This window comes from Rhodococcus sp. P4_B6, assembly GCF_056402215.1.
This window is the reverse complement of sequence record NZ_JBFUHV010000184.1, coordinates 1-16,890: the sequence shown is the minus strand read 5'-3', so window position 1 is coordinate 16,890 and position 16,890 is coordinate 1. Positions and strand designations below refer to the sequence as shown.

13 protein-coding genes and 1 tRNA gene are annotated in these 16,890 nt (G+C 68.7%); 10 read left to right on the top strand and 4 right to left on the bottom strand.

From position 1 onward, the window contains the following. From AC1DWT_RS42835 to AC1DWT_RS42825, 3 genes are all read left to right on the top strand, one after another. Positions 1-407, top strand: a 407-nt coding sequence (locus tag AC1DWT_RS42835; protein WP_477925395.1) for a zinc-binding dehydrogenase, incomplete at its 5' end; no start/stop codon positions are given. A 27-nt stretch (positions 408-434) separates the two neighbouring features. Further along, on the top strand, positions 435-1,223 hold the full coding sequence (locus AC1DWT_RS42830; protein WP_206012798.1) for a RhlG family 3-oxoacyl-ACP reductase: 789 nt from the start codon (positions 435-437) through the stop codon (positions 1,221-1,223). Between the two features lie 53 nt (positions 1,224-1,276). Continuing rightward, a complete protein-coding gene (locus AC1DWT_RS42825) occupies positions 1,277-2,935 on the top strand; it encodes an AMP-binding protein (RefSeq protein WP_477925393.1) in 1,659 nt (552 codons plus the stop codon). Positions 2,936-2,945: 10 nt separating this feature from the next. Here the strand turns inward: AC1DWT_RS42825 and AC1DWT_RS42820 are convergent, their stop codons facing one another. Both AC1DWT_RS42820 and AC1DWT_RS42815 read right to left on the bottom strand, forming a co-directional pair. Continuing rightward, entirely contained in the window at positions 2,946-4,106 is a 1,161-nt protein-coding gene (locus tag AC1DWT_RS42820) for a N(5)-(carboxyethyl)ornithine synthase (protein ID WP_477925391.1), read from the bottom strand. Positions 4,107-4,315: 209 nt separating this feature from the next. Beyond that, a tRNA-Arg gene (locus tag AC1DWT_RS42815) sits at positions 4,316-4,391 on the bottom strand. A gap of 166 nt (positions 4,392-4,557) precedes the next feature. Here AC1DWT_RS42815 and AC1DWT_RS42810 point away from each other — a divergent pair. Further along, positions 4,558-6,960, top strand: a complete 2,403-nt coding sequence (locus tag AC1DWT_RS42810; protein WP_477925389.1) for a phosphoketolase family protein — start codon at positions 4,558-4,560, stop codon at positions 6,958-6,960. A gap of 9 nt (positions 6,961-6,969) precedes the next feature. Here the strand turns inward: AC1DWT_RS42810 and AC1DWT_RS42805 are convergent, their stop codons facing one another. Together AC1DWT_RS42805 and AC1DWT_RS42800 are read right to left on the bottom strand one after the other, a co-directional pair. Continuing rightward, positions 6,970-7,704, bottom strand: coding sequence for a DUF305 domain-containing protein (locus tag AC1DWT_RS42805; protein WP_206012795.1), 735 nt, complete (start codon positions 7,702-7,704; stop codon positions 6,970-6,972). Continuing rightward, complete coding sequence (locus tag AC1DWT_RS42800; protein ID WP_477925387.1) at positions 7,697-8,614, bottom strand: DUF3105 domain-containing protein; 918 nt, start codon at positions 8,612-8,614, stop codon at positions 7,697-7,699. The genes AC1DWT_RS42805 and AC1DWT_RS42800 overlap by 8 nt, the downstream gene beginning before the upstream one ends. A 208-nt stretch (positions 8,615-8,822) precedes the next feature. On the opposite strand from AC1DWT_RS42800, the gene argS reads away from it, so the two are divergent. The 6 genes from argS to AC1DWT_RS42770 form a co-directional block, all read left to right on the top strand. Then, positions 8,823-10,475 carry an arginine--tRNA ligase gene (gene argS / locus AC1DWT_RS42795; protein ID WP_072946104.1) on the top strand — a complete coding sequence of 551 codons (1,653 nt, stop codon included), beginning with the start codon at positions 8,823-8,825 and terminating at the stop codon, positions 10,473-10,475. Then, a complete protein-coding gene (gene lysA, locus AC1DWT_RS42790; protein ID WP_206012793.1) occupies positions 10,472-11,893 on the top strand; it encodes a diaminopimelate decarboxylase in 1,422 nt (473 codons plus the stop codon). Before argS ends, lysA begins: the two co-directional genes overlap by 4 nt. Further along, positions 11,890-13,203, top strand: coding sequence for a homoserine dehydrogenase (locus AC1DWT_RS42785; RefSeq protein ID WP_005264470.1), 1,314 nt, complete (start codon positions 11,890-11,892; stop codon positions 13,201-13,203). The genes lysA and AC1DWT_RS42785 overlap by 4 nt, the downstream gene beginning before the upstream one ends. Continuing rightward, positions 13,200-14,282 carry a threonine synthase gene (gene thrC / locus AC1DWT_RS42780; RefSeq protein WP_072946109.1) on the top strand — a complete coding sequence of 361 codons (1,083 nt, stop codon included), beginning with the start codon at positions 13,200-13,202 and terminating at the stop codon, positions 14,280-14,282. The genes AC1DWT_RS42785 and thrC overlap by 4 nt, the downstream gene beginning before the upstream one ends. 44 nt (positions 14,283-14,326) lie before the next feature. Then, positions 14,327-15,271 carry a homoserine kinase gene (gene thrB / locus AC1DWT_RS42775; protein WP_477925383.1) on the top strand — a complete coding sequence of 315 codons (945 nt, stop codon included), beginning with the start codon at positions 14,327-14,329 and terminating at the stop codon, positions 15,269-15,271. A 328-nt stretch (positions 15,272-15,599) separates the two neighbouring features. Further along, a partial coding sequence (locus AC1DWT_RS42770) for a Rho termination factor N-terminal domain-containing protein (RefSeq protein WP_477925381.1) occupies positions 15,600-16,890 on the top strand: 1,291 nt, incomplete at its 3' end.

The following is a 16,890-nucleotide window of genomic DNA, read 5'->3' as shown; positions in this document are numbered from 1 at the left end:
ACCGGCACACCGACGATTTCGTTCCGCTGGTCAAGGAATTCACCGGCGGACGCGGCGCGGACGTCGTCTACGACCCGGTCGGCGGCGACGCCTACGCGAAGTCCACCAAGTGCATCGCGTTCGAAGGCCGGATCCTGATCATCGGCTTCGCCGGCGGCACCATCCCGACCCCCGGTCTCAATCACGCCCTGATCAAGAACTACTCGATCATCGGACTGCACTGGGGTCTGTACAAGCAGTACAACCAGCAGGCGATCGCCGACTGTCACGAGGAACTGACCCGTCTCGCCGATTCCGGTGCGATCACGCCGCTCATCAGCGAGCGGCTCTCGCTCGCGGACGTGGCCGACGGCATCGGCAGGCTCGGTGACGGCAGCACCGTCGGTCGTCTCGTCTTCCAACCCTGAAGTCTTCCAACCCTGAAGGGAACGCACATGGACGTAGGTTCGCTGTTCGACGTCGCGGGCAAGACCGTGGTGGTCACCGGAGGTTCGCGGGGTATCGGCCGGATGATCGCCCAGGGATTCGTCCTGGCCGGGGCGACCGTGATCATCTCCGCCCGCAAGGCCGAGGCGTGTGAGAAGGCCGCGGCCGAACTGTCCGCCGCCGGACCGGGGACGTGCCACGCGCACCCCGCCGACCTGTCCACCGAGGAGGGGATCGAAGGCCTCGTCGCACGGGTCGCCGAGGTGTCGCCCCGGCTGGACGTCCTGGTGAACAACGCCGGAGCGACGTGGGGTGCGCCGGTCGACGATTTCCCCGCCGCCGGGTTCGACAAGATCTTCGACATCAACGTCAAGGGCGTGTTCCTGCTCACCCAGGCATTGCTGCCGAGTCTGCGGGCCGCGGCGACGGACGGTGACCCCGCCCGGGTGATCAACATCGGGTCGATCGACGGACTCGTGGTGTCGGGTACCGAGAACTTCTCGTACGGGGCGAGCAAGGCCGCGGTCCACATGCTCACCCGCAAGCTCGCCGCGGCGCTGGCCGCCGAGCGGATCACCGTCAATGCCATTGCGCCGGGACCATTTCCGAGCAAGATGATGGCGTTCATCCTCGACGACCCGGAGCGGAAGGAGGCGGTCGAGGGTTCGGTGCCGCTCGGCCGGGTCGGCACACCGGAAGACGTCGCCGGCACCGCGATCTTCCTCTCCTCGCGCGCCGGGGCCTACCTCACCGGCACCGTCGTCCCCGTCGACGGCGGGATCTCGGGAACACGCTGAAGCAGCACGTCACACAGTCGGACACGGAACGAGCGAGAGGCGGTACGRCGGCGATGAGCTGGTACGACGACAGGCCCTGGATGAACCGGTACGACGAGAACACGCGTTCGGTGGGGGAGATCCCCGCCCGGACGGCGCTCGACATGTTCTCCGCCGCGGTCGAATCCGCCCCGGGCGGGCCGGCCATCCGGTACCTCGGCGGCACCCTCGACTACCGCGAGGTCGACGAACTCAGCGACGGTGTGGCCGCCTACCTCACCGAGAACGGGTTCGGGAAGGGCGACCGGCTCGCGATCTACCTGCAGAACATCCCGCAGTTCGTGCTGGCGTTGCTCGGCACGTGGAAGGCAGGCGGTGTCGTCGTCCCGCTGAACCCGATGTACCGGGACGAGCTCTCCCACATCCTCACCGACGCCGGAGTCACCGCGATCGTGTGCAGCGAGAACGCGTGGGCCGATCGGGTGGCGGAGCGGGCGTCCGCCGCGGGAGTGCGGATCGCGCTGACCGCGAGCGAACTCGACATCCAGACGTCCGGCGACCCACGGGTCTTCGGGGGAATGACCCGGGCGCGCGCCGAGGGCGTGCCGGACCTGCTCGAGGTGGCCAAGGCGCGCGCGGGGGCCGACGTACCCGATCCCGGTCTGGTCCCGGACGACATCGCGCTCGTGTCCTACACCTCCGGAACGAGTGGAGTCCCCAAGGGAGCGACCAACACCCACCGGAATCTCACCGTCAACAGTTCGATCCTGCGCCTGTACGAGAGCAAGCCCGCCGGTTCGCCGATCTTCGCGATGGCGCCGCTGTTCCACATCACGGGCATGGTGTGCCAGTTGCTCACCGCGATCGACCTGGCGTCGCCGCTGATCCTCGCGTACCGGTTCGACGCAGGGGTCGTGCTCGACGCCCTCGAGCAGGAGCGGCCGGTGTTCATGGTCGGCCCGTCCACCGCCTACATGGCGCTGATGGCCCACCCCGACTTCTCCGGTGAGCGCTTCGCCTCGCTGGAGGCCGTGATGTCCGGTGGCGCCCCGCTGCCGCCCGCCATCGTCGAACGGTTCCGGGAGCTGACCGGAAAGTACATCCGCAACGGCTACGGGCTCACCGAGACCAGCGCGCCGTGCGTCGTCGTCCCGCCGAACATGGAGGCGCCGGTCGATCCGTCGTCGGGCACGCTGGCGATCGGCCTGCCCCTTCCCTCCGCTGTGATCCGGATAGTCGGGGAGGACGGGCAGGACGTCGATCCACTCGAAGTCGGGGAGATCGCCGTCGACGGGCCGATGGTCGTGCCCGCGTACTGGAACAAACCGGACGCCACGGCGCAGTCGCTGCCGGGCGGCCGGTTGCTCACCGGCGACGTGGGATTCATGGACGCCCAGGGCTGGGTGTACGTCGTCGATCGTAAGAAGGACATGATCAACGCGTCCGGGTTCAAGGTCTGGCCCCGCGAGGTCGAAGACGTGCTGTACCGGCACCCGGCGGTCCGGGAGGCCGCCGTCGTCGGCGAGCCGGACAGCTACCGCGGCGAGACCGTCGCAGCGTTCGTCAGCCTCCGCCCCGGGCAGACGGTCGAGACGGACGACCTCGTCGAGTACTGCCGGGAGCGGCTGGCGAGCTACAAGGCCCCGAGGCGCGTCGAAATCGTCGACGAACTACCCAAGACGGCCAGCGGAAAGATCCTCCGGCGCGAAATGCGCCGCAGCGCCCCGGCCTGAGCCCGGTCGATCAGGCGACGACAGGGTGCGGGTACTCCGCCGCGCGGTGCTGGAACGACAGGATCCTGGGGTTCTGCACCACTCCGTCGCGGATCTCGACGGCCCGCAGGATGGTGTCGCTGCGGTCCCAGGCGGCGGGTCCGTCGAGGACCGTCCCCAGGTGGGGGAGCAAGGCCTCGCTGATCTCCCAGGTCGCCGAATTCCACAGGTGGGACGGGCTGTGATCGACCGCGTAGTAGCGGACGTTCTCACCGATCATGAACGTCGGATCGGCGAACGACGTGGGCCGGGCCCAGCTGAAGCCCATTCCCTCGTCGCAGGACACATCGACGACCAGGCTGCCGGGCAGGAGGGTCTCGACGTCCGAGTCGATCAGGAACGTCAGCGGCGACTCCGTGTCCTGCAGGACGCAGTTGACGATGATGTCGTGCCGGGCGAGGAACCCGGCGAGCGGCATCCGGCCCTCGTCCGTGGTGACGTGACTGCGGCGCGGATCGGCGTCGTCGTGATCGAACTGCACGATCTCCGCGGAGTGGATCGGCGAGCTCACGGCGGTGACCCCGCGCTGGGTGACGACGTGGACGTCGTGGATGCCCAGGGCGTTCAGTGCGGTCACGGCGCCGCGGGCGGTCGCACCGAAGCCGAGTACCACCGCGCGGAGGCGGCGACCGTAGTCGCCGGTCGAACCCGCGATCGACAGCGCGTGCAACACCGAGCTGTATCCGGCGAGTTCGTTGTTCTTGTGGAAGACATGGAGCTGGAACGACCCSTCGGCGCTCCAGTGGTTCATGGCCTCGAACGCGATCAACGTGAGGTGACGATCGACGGCCACCTGGGTAAGCTCGGTGTCCTGGACGCAGTGCGGCCACCCCCACAGGATCTGGCCGTCACGCAGGTCCGCCAGATCCTTCGCGAGAGGTTTGGGCAGCAGGAGGACGTCGGAGTGCTCGATCAGCTGCTCCCGGGTGCGCAGTCCTCCCACCGACGGGGCCAGCTGCTCGTCGGACACGCCGAAGGGTTCGCCGTAGCCGTACTCGAGATGGATGCGCCCGCGGAGGTCGGCGTCGATCCGGTCGAAGTGGAGCGGATGGATCGGGAGCCGGCGTTCGTCGGTCTTACTCGAACGCGCGACGACGCCGAGGGTGAGTGGATGAGAGCGGTGTTGCTGCACAGGGGTGTCCCTTGGTCGACACTGCCGGAGAGAGTCTTCGGCAGAGAGTTGTTGCCGCGGAACCTGCAATGGAGGAGGCCAGCGTTCGATCGATGTGCGCGGCATCTGCCGGCGCGGCTGCAGCTCTCGACAAGGCCCGAGGAGATCACTCGGGGAAGACTGGTAGCACCAGAGAAAACTGCGCCGCGGCAATGCGGCGCATTTTCTCGTGGTGCCCCCGGCAGGATTCGAACCTGCGACCTTTCGCTCCGGAGGCGAACGCTCTATCCCCTGAGCTACGGGGGCGCACCGGAAAACCGGTGTGCCGATTGGGCTGGCCAATGGTAGCGCATAGGTAGGGGGATCGACCAAATCGGTCCCCCTACTTCGTGGACTCGCCCCGGTAGAGGCCCGAACACGCCTAGTGTCGGGAGGACGTGGACGCTCGCGAACTCTCGGGGAGGGGTCGAGAATGACCGATGTACGGCAGCCGGGGTCGCAGGATTCCGACAGGCACTATTCCGATGCCGACCTCGAGTCGGACCTGCGGTGGTGGGCGGCGGCCAACTACCTGACGGTCGCGCAGATCTACCTGCAGGACAACACGCTTCTGCGGGAGCCGTTGCGCCCGGACCACATCAAACCCCGGCTGCTCGGGCACTGGGGAACGAGTCCGGGGCTGTCGATGATCTACGCCCTGCTGAACCGTCTCATCCGCCGGACCGACACCGATTGTCTCTACGTGACCGGTCCCGGTCACGGTGGTCCGGCGCTCGTCGCCGCCACGTACCTGGAGGGGACGTACTCGGAGGTGTATCCGGGCGTGTCCCGCGACGCCGCCGGTATCCACCGGCTCTGCAGGCAGTTCTCGACGCCGGGCGGCATCCCGAGTCACGTCAGCGTGCAGACTCCGGGCAGCATCCACGAGGGCGGCGAACTCGGTTATGCGCTCGCACACGCCGCCGGGGCGGCGTTCGACCACCCGAATCTGTTGGTGGCGTGCGTGATCGGAGACGGAGAGGCGGAGACGGGACCACTGTCCGCGTCGTGGAAACTGCCCGCATTCCTCAATCCGGAACGCGACGGTGCGGTGTTGCCGATCCTGCACGTCAACGGCGCGAAGATCGCCGGGCCCACCGTCCACGGCCGCAGCAGCGACGCCGACGTCGAAGCGTTCCTCGGCGGTCAGGGGTGGGCGCCGGTCGTCGTCTCGGGCGACGACCCGCGGCAGGTCTTCCCCGCGCTGCATCGCGCGCTGACCGACGCACACACCGCGATCTCCGACCTTCGGCGGGAGGCGCGGGCAGGCAGGCGCAGCGCCGCCAAGTGGCCGGCGATCGTGCTGCGGACCCCCAAGGGCTGGACCGGTCCGCACACCGTCGACGGCGTGCTCGTCGAGGGCACGCACCGGGCGCACCAGGTTCCGCTGTCGGGGGTTCGCACCGACGAGGCCCATTTGCGTCAACTCGAGGAGTGGATGCGGTCGTACCGCCCGGACGAACTGTTCGACTCGTCCGGCGCACTCGTGCCGGACCTCRTGCGGCTGGCGCCGCAGGGCGACAAGAGGATGGGTTCGTCGCCGTATGCGAACGGCGGTCGCCTGCGCGCGGATCTTCCGGTACTGCCCCTGGAGAAGTACGCGCTCCCGATCGAGAAACCCGGCACCACCCACCACGAGACCACCCGGGTGCTCGGGGAACTGCTCCGCGACCTCTACGCCGCCACCACCACGCCCGACGGCGGTGGATACTTCCGGCTGTTCTGCCCGGACGAAACGTCCAGCAACCGATTGGGCGCCGTCTTCGAGGTGACGGACCGGTGCTGGCAGCTCCCGGTCACCGACTACGACGACGGACTGTCGGCCCGTGGCCGGGTGATGGAGGTGCTCAGCGAGCACCTCTGCGAGGGCTGGCTGGAGGGGTACCTGCTGTCGGGGCGGCACGGACTGTTCGCGAGCTACGAGGCGTTCGCGATGGTGAGCGTGTCGATGCTCGTCCAGCACACCAAGTGGCTGCAGCATGCGGTGGATCTGCCGTGGCGCGCGCCGGTGGCTTCGCTGAACGTCCTGCTGACCAGCACCTGCTGGCGCAACGACCACAACGGGTTCAGCCACCAGGGGCCGGGAATGATCGACGCCGTCATCCCGCTCGCACCGGACGTGGTCCGGGTGTGGCTCCCACCGGACTCGAATACCTTGCTCTCGATCGCCGACCACTGCCTCCGCAGCACCGATCACGTCAACCTCGTCGTGGTCGACAAGCAGCCGCACCTGCAGTACCTGACCCTCACGGAGGCACACGCGCACTGCGCGGCCGGGGCGTCGGTGTGGGAGTGGGCGGGAACGGAGTCTTCTGCGGGCACCGAACCGGACGTCGTGCTCGCCGCCGCCGGGGACGTCCCGACCCAGGAAGTCCTCGCCGCAGCGCAGTTGCTGCGCGAACACACCCCGGAACTGGTCACCCGGGTGGTCAACGTCGTCGACCTGATGGGGCTGCTCACACCCACCGAGCACCCGCACGGATTCGACGCGCGCACCTTCCTCGACCTCTTCACCGCGGACACCCACGTGGTGTTCGCGTTCCACGGGTACTCGCGCGCCGTCCACGAGTTGATGCACGGACGTCCCGCACCGGACCGCTTCCATGTCCGCGGCTTCAGCGAACAGGGCACCACGACCACACCGTTCGACATGGTCGTGCTCAACCGGATGAGCCGCTACCACCTCGCCCTCGCCGCGCTGCGCCGCACGCGGCGCGAACCGGCCGGTGCCACGGAGTTGGCCGACTTCTGCCTCCGGCAACTCGAACGGCACGGCGAATACGTCGTCGCGCACCTCGAGGACATGCCCGAGGTGCGCGACTGGACGTGGTCGTGACGCCGGACGTCAGTTCATCGGCAGGGGAGCGGCGCCCTTCGCGGTGAGCATGTTCGTCATCACCGTCGCTTCGCTCTGCTGGGTGTCCACCATCGTCTGAGCGAGGCTGCGGACCGCGTCTTCCGACGCGTGCTGGGCCGCGTACTCCATCATCGGGAGCCCGCCCTGGTGGTGCCGCAGCATCAGCTGGAGGTACAGGACGTCGACGGCCGGCCCGGTGGCCTGACGCAACGCGGCCATGTCCTCCGAGGACGCCATGCCGGGCATCTTCGACATCGACCCCATGTGCGTGTTCTCGGCGGTCCCGTGGGTGTGACCGTCCGAGTGCTCCGACTCCATCCAGCCCATGTAGCCGCCGGACGGCAGCGCCGGTTGATCCCACAGCGCGAGCCAGCCCTGCATCTGTCCGAGCTGGTTCTGCTGTGTGGTGAGGATGTCGTATGCGAGGCTGCGGACCGCCGGGTCGGTGGCATTGGCCAGCGCAATCGCCGACATCTCCACCGCCTGGCTGTGATGCACGCTCATGTCCTGCGCGAATCCGACATCGACGGAACCGGCCTCGGGGACCGGGGTACCGGAGTCCTCGAGCGGAAGCCGGGCGAGGAACCCGAGCGCGAATCCGAGGGCGATGGCGCCGATCAGCCCGATGACCAGGAGCGCTGTGCGCTGACTGGGCCGGGCCGGGGTCGCCTCGTCGACGGAATCGGTCTCGGGTCCGTGCCCGGTGTCGGCGGAACTAGCCATTGCCGCCCTCGGCCGGGGCCTGCTGCAGATCGGACGGCAGCTGCAGGTCGGACGGGAGCTGCATGCCGCTCGGCAGCTGCGCTCCCGCGCCGCCGGATTCCGACTGGTCGGGGTTGATACCGCCACCGTCCATCGGCACCGCGTCCGCGCCCGGCGTGGACGGGTCGAACGGCGGCGGGTTGTCCGGGTCGAAACCGGAGCCCGGGATGGACGAGCAGCTCGCGCCGACCTCGGGATACGTGTTCTTGTTGATCCGCAGCGCGGTGATGAACTGGTCGATGCGCTTGTCGTCGACGCTGTCCACCTTCAGCTGGTGGCCCCACGACTGCACGGAGACGGGGCTGTCGAGGCCCGGGTACGGCGACAGCAGCGTGTACGTCTCGCCGTCCACCTTGTCCTTCAGCGTCTCGACCTGGTCGGCGGACAGCTCGTCCGGGTTGTAGGCGATCCACACGGCGCCGTGCTCGAGCGAGTGCACCGCGTTCTCGGTGCGGATCGCGTTCGGGTAGACCGTGCCGGTGCACGTCGCCCAGATGGCGTCGTGCGGGCCGCCGAACGGCGGCGACTGGTCGTACGCGACGCGCTGCGTCGGCTGGATGTGGATGCCTGCCGGGTAGTCGACCTTCACGACGCCGTCGATGTTGACCGACGGATCGGGGTTCTCGGCGCTCGGCGCGTACTTCGCGGCCTCTTCCTTGGCCTGATACTTGGGAACCAGGTTGATCGCGAGGACCGCCACGAGTGCGAGAACGGCCGCTCCGGCACCGATCGTCAGCCACGGGATGTTCCGCGGAGCGGACGCGCCGCCCTTGACTTTCGCGCCGCCGCTCTTCTTGGCGGCCTTGATGGCCTTCGCCGACTTCGCGCCCGAGTTCTTATCGGGACCGCGACTTTCCGAACCGCTTGGCATCGATTGTGATCTTTCGGTGTGTGGGTTACGGGCGCTCGACCCCCCGGTGACCGGGAGCTGAGAGCCGGGACTCAGGGCGATCCCACTGTACTTACCCACCCTGAGCGCAACCTGGGAGAGTGGCCGGGCCCACGCTCGCCGGCGGTCGCCGGGACTCGCGGGAAGCCGGATCACCGCTCGGGACGCGTTGGCCATAGGATAGATACCTGTGACTCCAGCTGACCTTGCCGAACTGCTCCGCGGAACCGCCGCGAAAGTGCTCGCCGAACGCGGACTCGACGTGTCCGTGCTTCCCGAAACTCTCACGGTCGAGCGTCCGCGCAATCCCGAGCACGGCGATTACGCCACCAACGTCGCGATGCAGGTGGCCAAGAAGGTCGGTACCAACCCGCGTGAGCTGGCCGGCTGGCTCGCCGACGCGCTGACCGCGGCCGAGGGCATCGACAGCGCCGACATCGCGGGCCCGGGCTTCCTCAACATCCGCCTGGCCGCCGACGCGCAGGGCGCGATCGTCGCGAAGATCCTCGAGGCGGGTGCCGCCTTCGGGTCCGGCCACACGCTCGACGGCAAGAAGATCAACCTCGAGTTCGTTTCCGCGAACCCCACCGGCCCCATCCACCTCGGTGGAACCCGCTGGGCCGCGGTGGGCGACGCGCTGGGCCGGATCCTGTCCACCCAGGGCGCGGCGGTCACGCGCGAGTACTACTTCAACGACCACGGCGCCCAGATCGACCGGTTCTCCCGCTCGCTGATCGCCGCCGCCAAGGGCGAACCCGCCCCCGAGGACGGATACGCGGGCGCCTACATCGCCGACATCGCCACCGCGGTGCAGCAGCAGCGCCCCGACGTGCTGGACCTGCCCGTGGGCGAGCAGCAGGAGGTCTTCCGCGCCATCGGCGTCGACCTGATGTTCGCGCACATCAAGCGCACCCTGCACGAGTTCGGCGTCGACTTCGACGTCTACTTCCACGAGAACTCGCTGTTCGAGTCCGGCGCGGTGGAGAAGGCCGTCGAGACGCTGAAGGATTCCGGCAACCTCTTCCAGGAGGACGGCGCCTGGTGGCTCAAGAGCACCGACTTCGGCGACGACAAGGACCGGGTCGTCATCAAGAGCGACGGCAACGCGGCGTACATCGCCGGTGACATCGCCTACTTCCAGGACAAGCGCTCCCGGGGCTTCGACCTGTGCATCTACATGCTCGGTGCGGACCACCACGGATACATCGGCCGGCTCAAGGCGGCCGCGGCCGCGTTCGGCGACGACCCCGACACCGTCGAGGTACTCATCGGGCAGATGGTGAACCTGGTCCGCGAAGGCGTGGCCGTGAAGATGAGCAAGCGTGCCGGCACCGTCATCACCCTGGACGACCTGGTCGAGGCGATCGGCGTCGACGCGTCGCGGTACGCCATGATCCGGTCTTCGGTGGATTCGAGCATCGACATCGACCTCGAACTGTGGACGAGCACCGGCAACGAGAACCCGGTGTACTACGTGCAGTACGCGCACGCCCGGCTGTCGGCCATCGCCCGCAACGCCGCCGACCTCGGCATCGCCGTCACGGATCCCGACTTCTCGCTGCTGATCTCGGAGCAGGAGGGCGATCTGATCCGCACCCTCGGCGAGTACCCGCGGGTCGTGACCAGCGCCGCGAATCTGCGTGAGCCGCACCGCATCGCGCGGTATCTGGAGGAACTGGCCGGTGCCTATCACCGGTTCTACGGTGCCTGCCGCATCCTGCCCCAGGGCGACGAAGAGGTCGGCCCGCTGCACATCGCGCGACTGGCGCTGTGCGACGCGTCCCGTCAGGTTCTGGCCAACGGTCTCGCCCTGCTCGGCGTCAGCGCACCGGAGCAGATGTGAACGCGCACCCCGCCGGTCCCAAGCACGCCGAGCAACTGCACGCGCCCGGTCTGCCCGAACGTCCCGCCGACGCGGCCGCATTCGCGGCGCTCTCTCCCGAGGTGTGGCCCCGCAACGCCCGCCGCGCCGCGGACGGAGTGGTGAGCCTCGCGGGCATCCCGGTCACCGAACTGGCCGAGAAGTACGGCACCCCACTGTTCGTCGTCGACGAGGACGACTTCCGGTCCCGCTGCCGCGACATGGCCCGCGCCTTCGGGCCGACGGCCAAGGTGCACTACGCGTCCAAGGCGTTCCTGTGCGGCGAGATCGCCCGCTGGGTCGCCGACGAGGGCCTGTCCCTGGACGTCGCGTCGGGCGGCGAACTCGCGGTCGCGCTGCATGCCGGATTCCCGGCGGAGCGAATCGCCATGCACGGCAACAACAAATCGGTCGCCGAGCTGACCGCCGCCGTGTCGGCCCGGGTCGGGCACATCGTGCTCGACTCCGCCACGGAGATCGACCGCCTCGACAAGGTGGCCGCCGAAGCCGGTGTGGTGCAGGACGTCCTGATCCGCGTGACGGTCGGAGTCGAGGCGCACACCCACGAGTTCATCTCCACTGCCCACGAGGATCAGAAGTTCGGGTTCTCGCTCGCCGGCGGTAAGGCGATCGACGCGGTCCGGCGGGTCTTCGCCGCCGACAACCTGCGTCTCGTCGGTCTCCACAGTCACATCGGCTCGCAGATCTTCGACGTCGACGGCTTCGAGGTGGCCGCGCACCGTGTGATCGGGCTCCTGCGGGACGCGGTCGCGGAGTTCGGCGTCGAGAAGACCGCCCAGATCTCGATCATCGACCTCGGCGGCGGCATGGGAATTTCCTACGTCCCCACCGACGACCCGCCGCCGGTCGACCAGCTCGCCGCCAAACTCGGCGACATCGTGCGCCACGAGTCGGCGCTCGTCGGTCTGCCGGAGCCGACGCTGGCCGTCGAACCCGGCCGCGCGATCGCCGGACCGGGAACGGTGACGCTGTACGAGGTCGGCACCATCAAGGACGTCACCGTCGGCAGCAACCTCACCCGCCGGTACGTTAGCGTCGACGGCGGTATGAGCGACAACATCCGCACCGCGCTGTACCAGGCGGAGTACGAGGCCAAACTGGTCTCGCGGGTCAGCGACGCGGCGCCGGTGGTGTCCCGCGTCGTCGGCAAGCACTGCGAATCCGGTGACATCGTGATCCGCGACACCTGGATGCCCGAGGACATCGACGCCGGCGACTTGCTCGCAGTCGCGGCCACCGGTGCATACTGCTATTCGATGTCGAGCAGGTACAACCTGCTCGCCCGCCCTGCCGTGGTGGCGGTGCGCGACGGACAGTCGCGCGTGATCCTGCGCAGGGAAACCGTGGAAGACCTGTTGAGCTTGGAGGTACAAGAGTGACGAGCGAATCGGCGCATCGCGCTATCGGTGTGGCCGTCCTCGGCCTCGGCAACGTCGGGAGCGAGGTCGTGCGTATCCTGCGGGAGCACAGCGAAGACCTCGAGGCTCGCGTCGGCGCCCCGTTGGAACTGCGTGGAGTGGCCGTCCGCCGCCCCGGCAAGGACCGCGGAATTCCCGAGGAGTTGCAGACCACCGACGCGGAGTCCCTTGTGGCCCGCGACGACGTCGACCTGGTCGTCGAGGTGATCGGGGGCATGGATCTGCCCCGCAAGCTGATTCTCTCGGCGCTGAACTCCGGCAAGTCTGTCGTCACCGCCAACAAGGCGCTCCTCGCCGATCACACCGGTGAACTGGCCGAGGCCGCGGAACTGCACAACGTCGACCTCTACTTCGAGGCCGCCGTGGCGGGCGCCATCCCCGTGATCCGCCCGCTGATCCAGTCGCTCGCGGGCGACCGGGTGAACAAGGTCGCCGGAATCGTGAACGGGACCACCAACTTCATCCTGTCGGCGATGGACGAGACCGGCGCGGACTACGCCGCGACCCTCGCCGAGGCCGGACGCCTGGGATACGCCGAGGCCGATCCGACCGCCGACGTGGAGGGCTACGACGCCGCGGCCAAGGCTGCCATCCTCGCGTCGATCGCGTTCCACACCCGGGTCACCGCCGCCGACGTGTACCGCGAGGGGATCTCCAAGATCACCGCGGCCGACCTGACGTCGGCACGCGCACTCGACTGCACGATCAAGCTGCTGTCCATCTGCGAGCGGATCACCACCCCCGAGGGCAAGGAGCGGATCTCCGCGCGGGTCTACCCGGCTCTCGTGCCGCTGGAGCACCCGCTGGCCTCGGTCAACGGTGCGTTCAACGCGGTCGTCGTCGAGGCGGAGAACGCCGGGCGCCTGATGTTCTACGGTCAGGGCGCCGGCGGCGCCCCCACCGCGTCGGCCGTGATGGGCGACCTGGTGATGGCCGCGCGCAACAAGGTGAACGGCGGCCGCGGACCCCGCGAGTCCAAGTACGCCAAGCTGAAGATCGCGCCGATCGGCGACATCCCCACCCGCTACTACGTCAACATGCAGGTAGCGGACAAGGCCGGGGTCCTGTCGGCGGTGGCTGCCGAATTCTCGCAGCACGGCGTCAGTATCTCCACCGTGCGGCAGGAAGGCGCCGGCGACGGCGCCCGCCTCGTCGTCGTGACCCACGTCGCGACGGATTCTGCCCTGTCGGAAACCGTTGAGGCCCTGAGCAAACTCGAATTCGTCACCGCTGTGACCAGCGTGCTGCGACTGGAAGGCACCGAACAATGACCGGCACCCGTAATCCCGTTCACACCCCTTGGCCGGGGCTGATCGAGGCTTACCGCGACCGCCTCGCCATCGGACCGAACTGGAAGACGGTCACCCTGCGCGAGGGCGGCACCCCGCTGCTGCCCGCCGGGCATCTCTCGGAGATCACCGGTTGCGACGTCTACCTGAAGGTCGAGGGGCTCAACCCCACCGGTTCGTTCAAGGACCGCGGCATGACGATGGCCGTCACCGATGCGCTGGCCCGCGGTCAGCAGGCCGTCCTGTGTGCGTCCACGGGTAACACGTCGGCCTCCGCCGCCGCGTACGCCGCCAAGGCGAAGATGACCTGCGCCGTGCTGGTGCCGCAGGGCAAGATCGCGATGGGCAAGCTCGCGCAGGCCGTCATGCACGGTGCGCGGATCATCCAGGTGCAGGGCAACTTCGACGACTGCCTCGAACTGGCCCGCAAGACCACCGCGGAATTCCCCACGATCGGGCTCGTGAACTCGGTCAACCCGGTCCGCATCGAGGGGCAGAAGACCGCGGCGTTCGAGATCTGCGACGCCCTCGGCAAGGCGCCCGACGTGCACGCCCTCCCGGTCGGCAACGCCGGCAACATCACCGCCTACTGGCGCGGGTACTCCGAGTACTACGCGGACGGGCTCACCAGCGTGAAGCCCCGCATGCTCGGAGTCCAGGCCGCGGGCGCGGCGCCGCTCGTCCACGGTGCGCCGGTGAAGGACCCGGAGACCATCGCGACCGCGATCCGCATCGGTTCGCCGGCATCCTGGAACGGCGCGGTCACCGCCAAGGAAGAGTCGCACGGCGCCTTCCGGGCCGCCACCGACGACGAGATCCTCGAGGCGTACCGGCTGATCGCCAGGACCGAAGGGGTCTTCGTCGAACCGGCGTCGGCCGCGAGCGTCGCGGGCCTGCTCGCCGCCCGCAAGGAGGGCTGGCTGGACTCCGGGCTGACCGTCGTCTGCACGGTCACCGGTAACGGCCTCAAGGACCCCGACACGGCGTTGGCGGGTATGCCTGAGGTCCAACCGATCCCGGTCGACCCTGTCGCTGTCGCCTCGGCCCTCGAGCTGGCGTAGTGGGGGCGCCCACGCCCACCACGCCGCAGGACCACACTGCCACCATGACACAGACCCTCCCCGCGGGCCTCACCGTGACCGCTCGCGTGCCTGCGTCGAGCGCCAACCTCGGCCCGGGTTTCGACACGCTGGGCATCGCGCTCGGACTGTACGACGAGATCACCGTGACGACCACGGCTTCGGGGCTGAACATCCGGGTCGAGGGCGAGGGCGCCGACGACGTGCCGTGGGGTCCATCCCATCTCGTGGTCCGGGCGATCGAACGCGGCCTGGAATCGGCCGGTGTGTGGGCCGACGGCCTGGACGTGGTGTGCCGCAACGTGATACCCCATTCGCGCGGTCTGGGGTCCTCTGCCTCCGCTGTCGTCGGGGGACTGGCGGCCGCCAACGGCCTGGCGATCAAGCTCGACCCCGAACTCGGACTGTCGCTCGATCAGCTCGTCCAGCTGTCGTCGGAATTCGAAGGGCACCCCGACAACGCGTCGGCGAGCGTGCTCGGCGGCGCGGTCGTGTCGTGGAGCTGCGCGGGTGAGCAGGCCGACGGAGCCCCCGCGGCCACCGACATCTACTCGGCCGTCCCGCTGAAGGTGCACCCCGCGATCCGGGTCGTCGCACTGGTTCCGGGGGAGCGCTCGTCGACGGCCCACACGCGGGGTCTGTTGCCCGAGACGGTTCCCCACCGGGATGCCGCGTTCAACGTCAGCCGCGGGGCCCTCGCTGTGGTGGCGCTCACAGAGCGTCCCGACCTTCTGATGTCGGCCACCGAGGACCGACTGCATCAGACGCAGCGCGCTCCGGCCCTTCCTCTGACGACGCGATGGATCGCCGTCCTCCGCAAGGCGGGTATCGCCGCCACCGTCTCCGGAGCCRGACCGACCGTTCTCGCATTGACCACGGAGCCTTTCCCCGTGGATCTTCGAGCACAGGCCGAGGCCGAGGGGTTGCAGGTTCTCGAACTGGACGTAGCCGACGGCGTCCGGACCAGCTGACACGCCGTAGGGGCGTCTCCTTGCCCCTACGGTCGTTCACAGCTATCCTGGGCAATGTCCGTACATCGTGCGCATCAGACGCCGGTGCTTCACCAGGGCAATTACTCCAGGTCAATCGGGGTTGACGGCTCCTGGCACGATCCTCCGCACTATCTGTCGTGTAGGGATTGCGAGTACGCGCCTGTTTCAAGGGTGATGTGATGGCGGGCAAGCCGGCAGTTCTTCACATGCAACTACGTACGGCACATCCGAATTCGGTATTCGAAACCGAATTACGGGACGAACCCTCGACTCTGCGCAGCGCGAGTGAGGGAAGGAAAGGACCTCCGTGACCGATACGGACCTCATCGCCGCTCCTGTGCGCGCCTCCTCGGTGGATACCGTTGGCGCGCAGGCAGGCGACTCTTCACAGGCGTCATCAGTGACGGCCTCCACAAAGCGCGCCGACGCGCGCCGAGGTGCCGGGCTGTCCGGAATGGTGCTCACCGAGCTCCGCTCTCTCGCAGGTGAGCTGGGCATCAAGGGCATTTCGGGGATGCGCAAGGGCGACCTGATCGCCGCGATCAAGGAGCGTCAGGGCGGCTCTGCGGCCCCGGCCGCTGCCGCGACCGAAACCGCTCCCCGGACCCGGGCGACGCGCGCCAAGCGCGAACAGTCCGCTCAGACCGAACTCGAAGTGATTCCGCAGGCGGAACCCGCCGAGAAGGCCGCCGAGCCCAAGACGGCCGAACCTGCGACGGCCGACGGCGCTGCAGGGGACACCGACACCGCCGAAGGCGGACGTCGTGGCCGCCAGCGTCGCGGATCCGCACGTCGGGCGGGCGCTCCCGAGCAGGGTGACCAGGGCGGCAACGCCCAGGACACGGCCTCGGCGACTGCCACCGACACGCAGCAGGCCGAGCGCAAGCAGGCCGAGGACCGTCAGGATTCCGCCGAGAAGCCGGCGAAGCAGGACGGCTCCGGCGAGCAGGGCGGCGACCGCAACCGACGTGAGCGCGGCGGCGACCGTGGCGAGACCCGTGGTGATCGCGGCGAGACCCGCGGTGACCGGGGCGACCGCGACAACCGTGGCGACCGCAGCCAGGGCGGCAACGGCCCGCGCACCAGCGACAACCGCCCCGGCGACGACGAGGAAGGCGGTCGCGGACGCCGCGGACGCCGCTTCCGCGAACGTCGTCGTGGACGCGACCGCGGTGAAGGCGGCGGCGGTGACGTTCGCGAGACCGAGATCCGCGAGGACGACGTCCTGCAGCCGGTCGCGGGCATCCTGGACGTCCTCGACAACTACGCGTTCGTGCGGACCTCCGGCTACCTGGCCGGACCGAACGACGTCTACGTGTCGATGAACCTGATCCGCAAGAACGGCCTCCGTCGCGGCGACGCCATCACCGGCGCCGTCCGGATCGGACGCGAGGGTGACCAGGGCAACCAGCGGCAGAAGTTCAACCCGCTGGTCCGCATCGACACCGTCAACGGCGGCGACGTCGAAGCGGCCAAGAAGCGCCCCGAGTTCGGCAAGCTCACCCCGCTGTACCCGAATCAGCGGCTGCGTCTGGAGACGACGCCGAACATCCTGACGACGCGTGTCATCGACTTGGTGATGCCGATCGGCAAGGGAC

Coding starts and splice junctions, on each gene's coding strand:
- AC1DWT_RS42830 (WP_206012798.1), top strand. CDS start 435: ATGGACGTAGGTTCGCTGTTCGACGTCGCGGGCAAGACCGTGGTGGTC.
- AC1DWT_RS42825 (WP_477925393.1), top strand. CDS start 1,277: ATGAGCTGGTACGACGACAGGCCCTGGATGAACCGGTACGACGAGAAC.
- AC1DWT_RS42805 (WP_206012795.1), bottom strand. CDS start 7,704: ATGGCTAGTTCCGCCGACACCGGGCACGGACCCGAGACCGATTCCGTC.
- AC1DWT_RS42800 (WP_477925387.1), bottom strand. CDS start 8,614: ATGCCAAGCGGTTCGGAAAGTCGCGGTCCCGATAAGAACTCGGGCGCG.
- thrC (WP_072946109.1), top strand. CDS start 13,200: ATGACCGGCACCCGTAATCCCGTTCACACCCCTTGGCCGGGGCTGATC.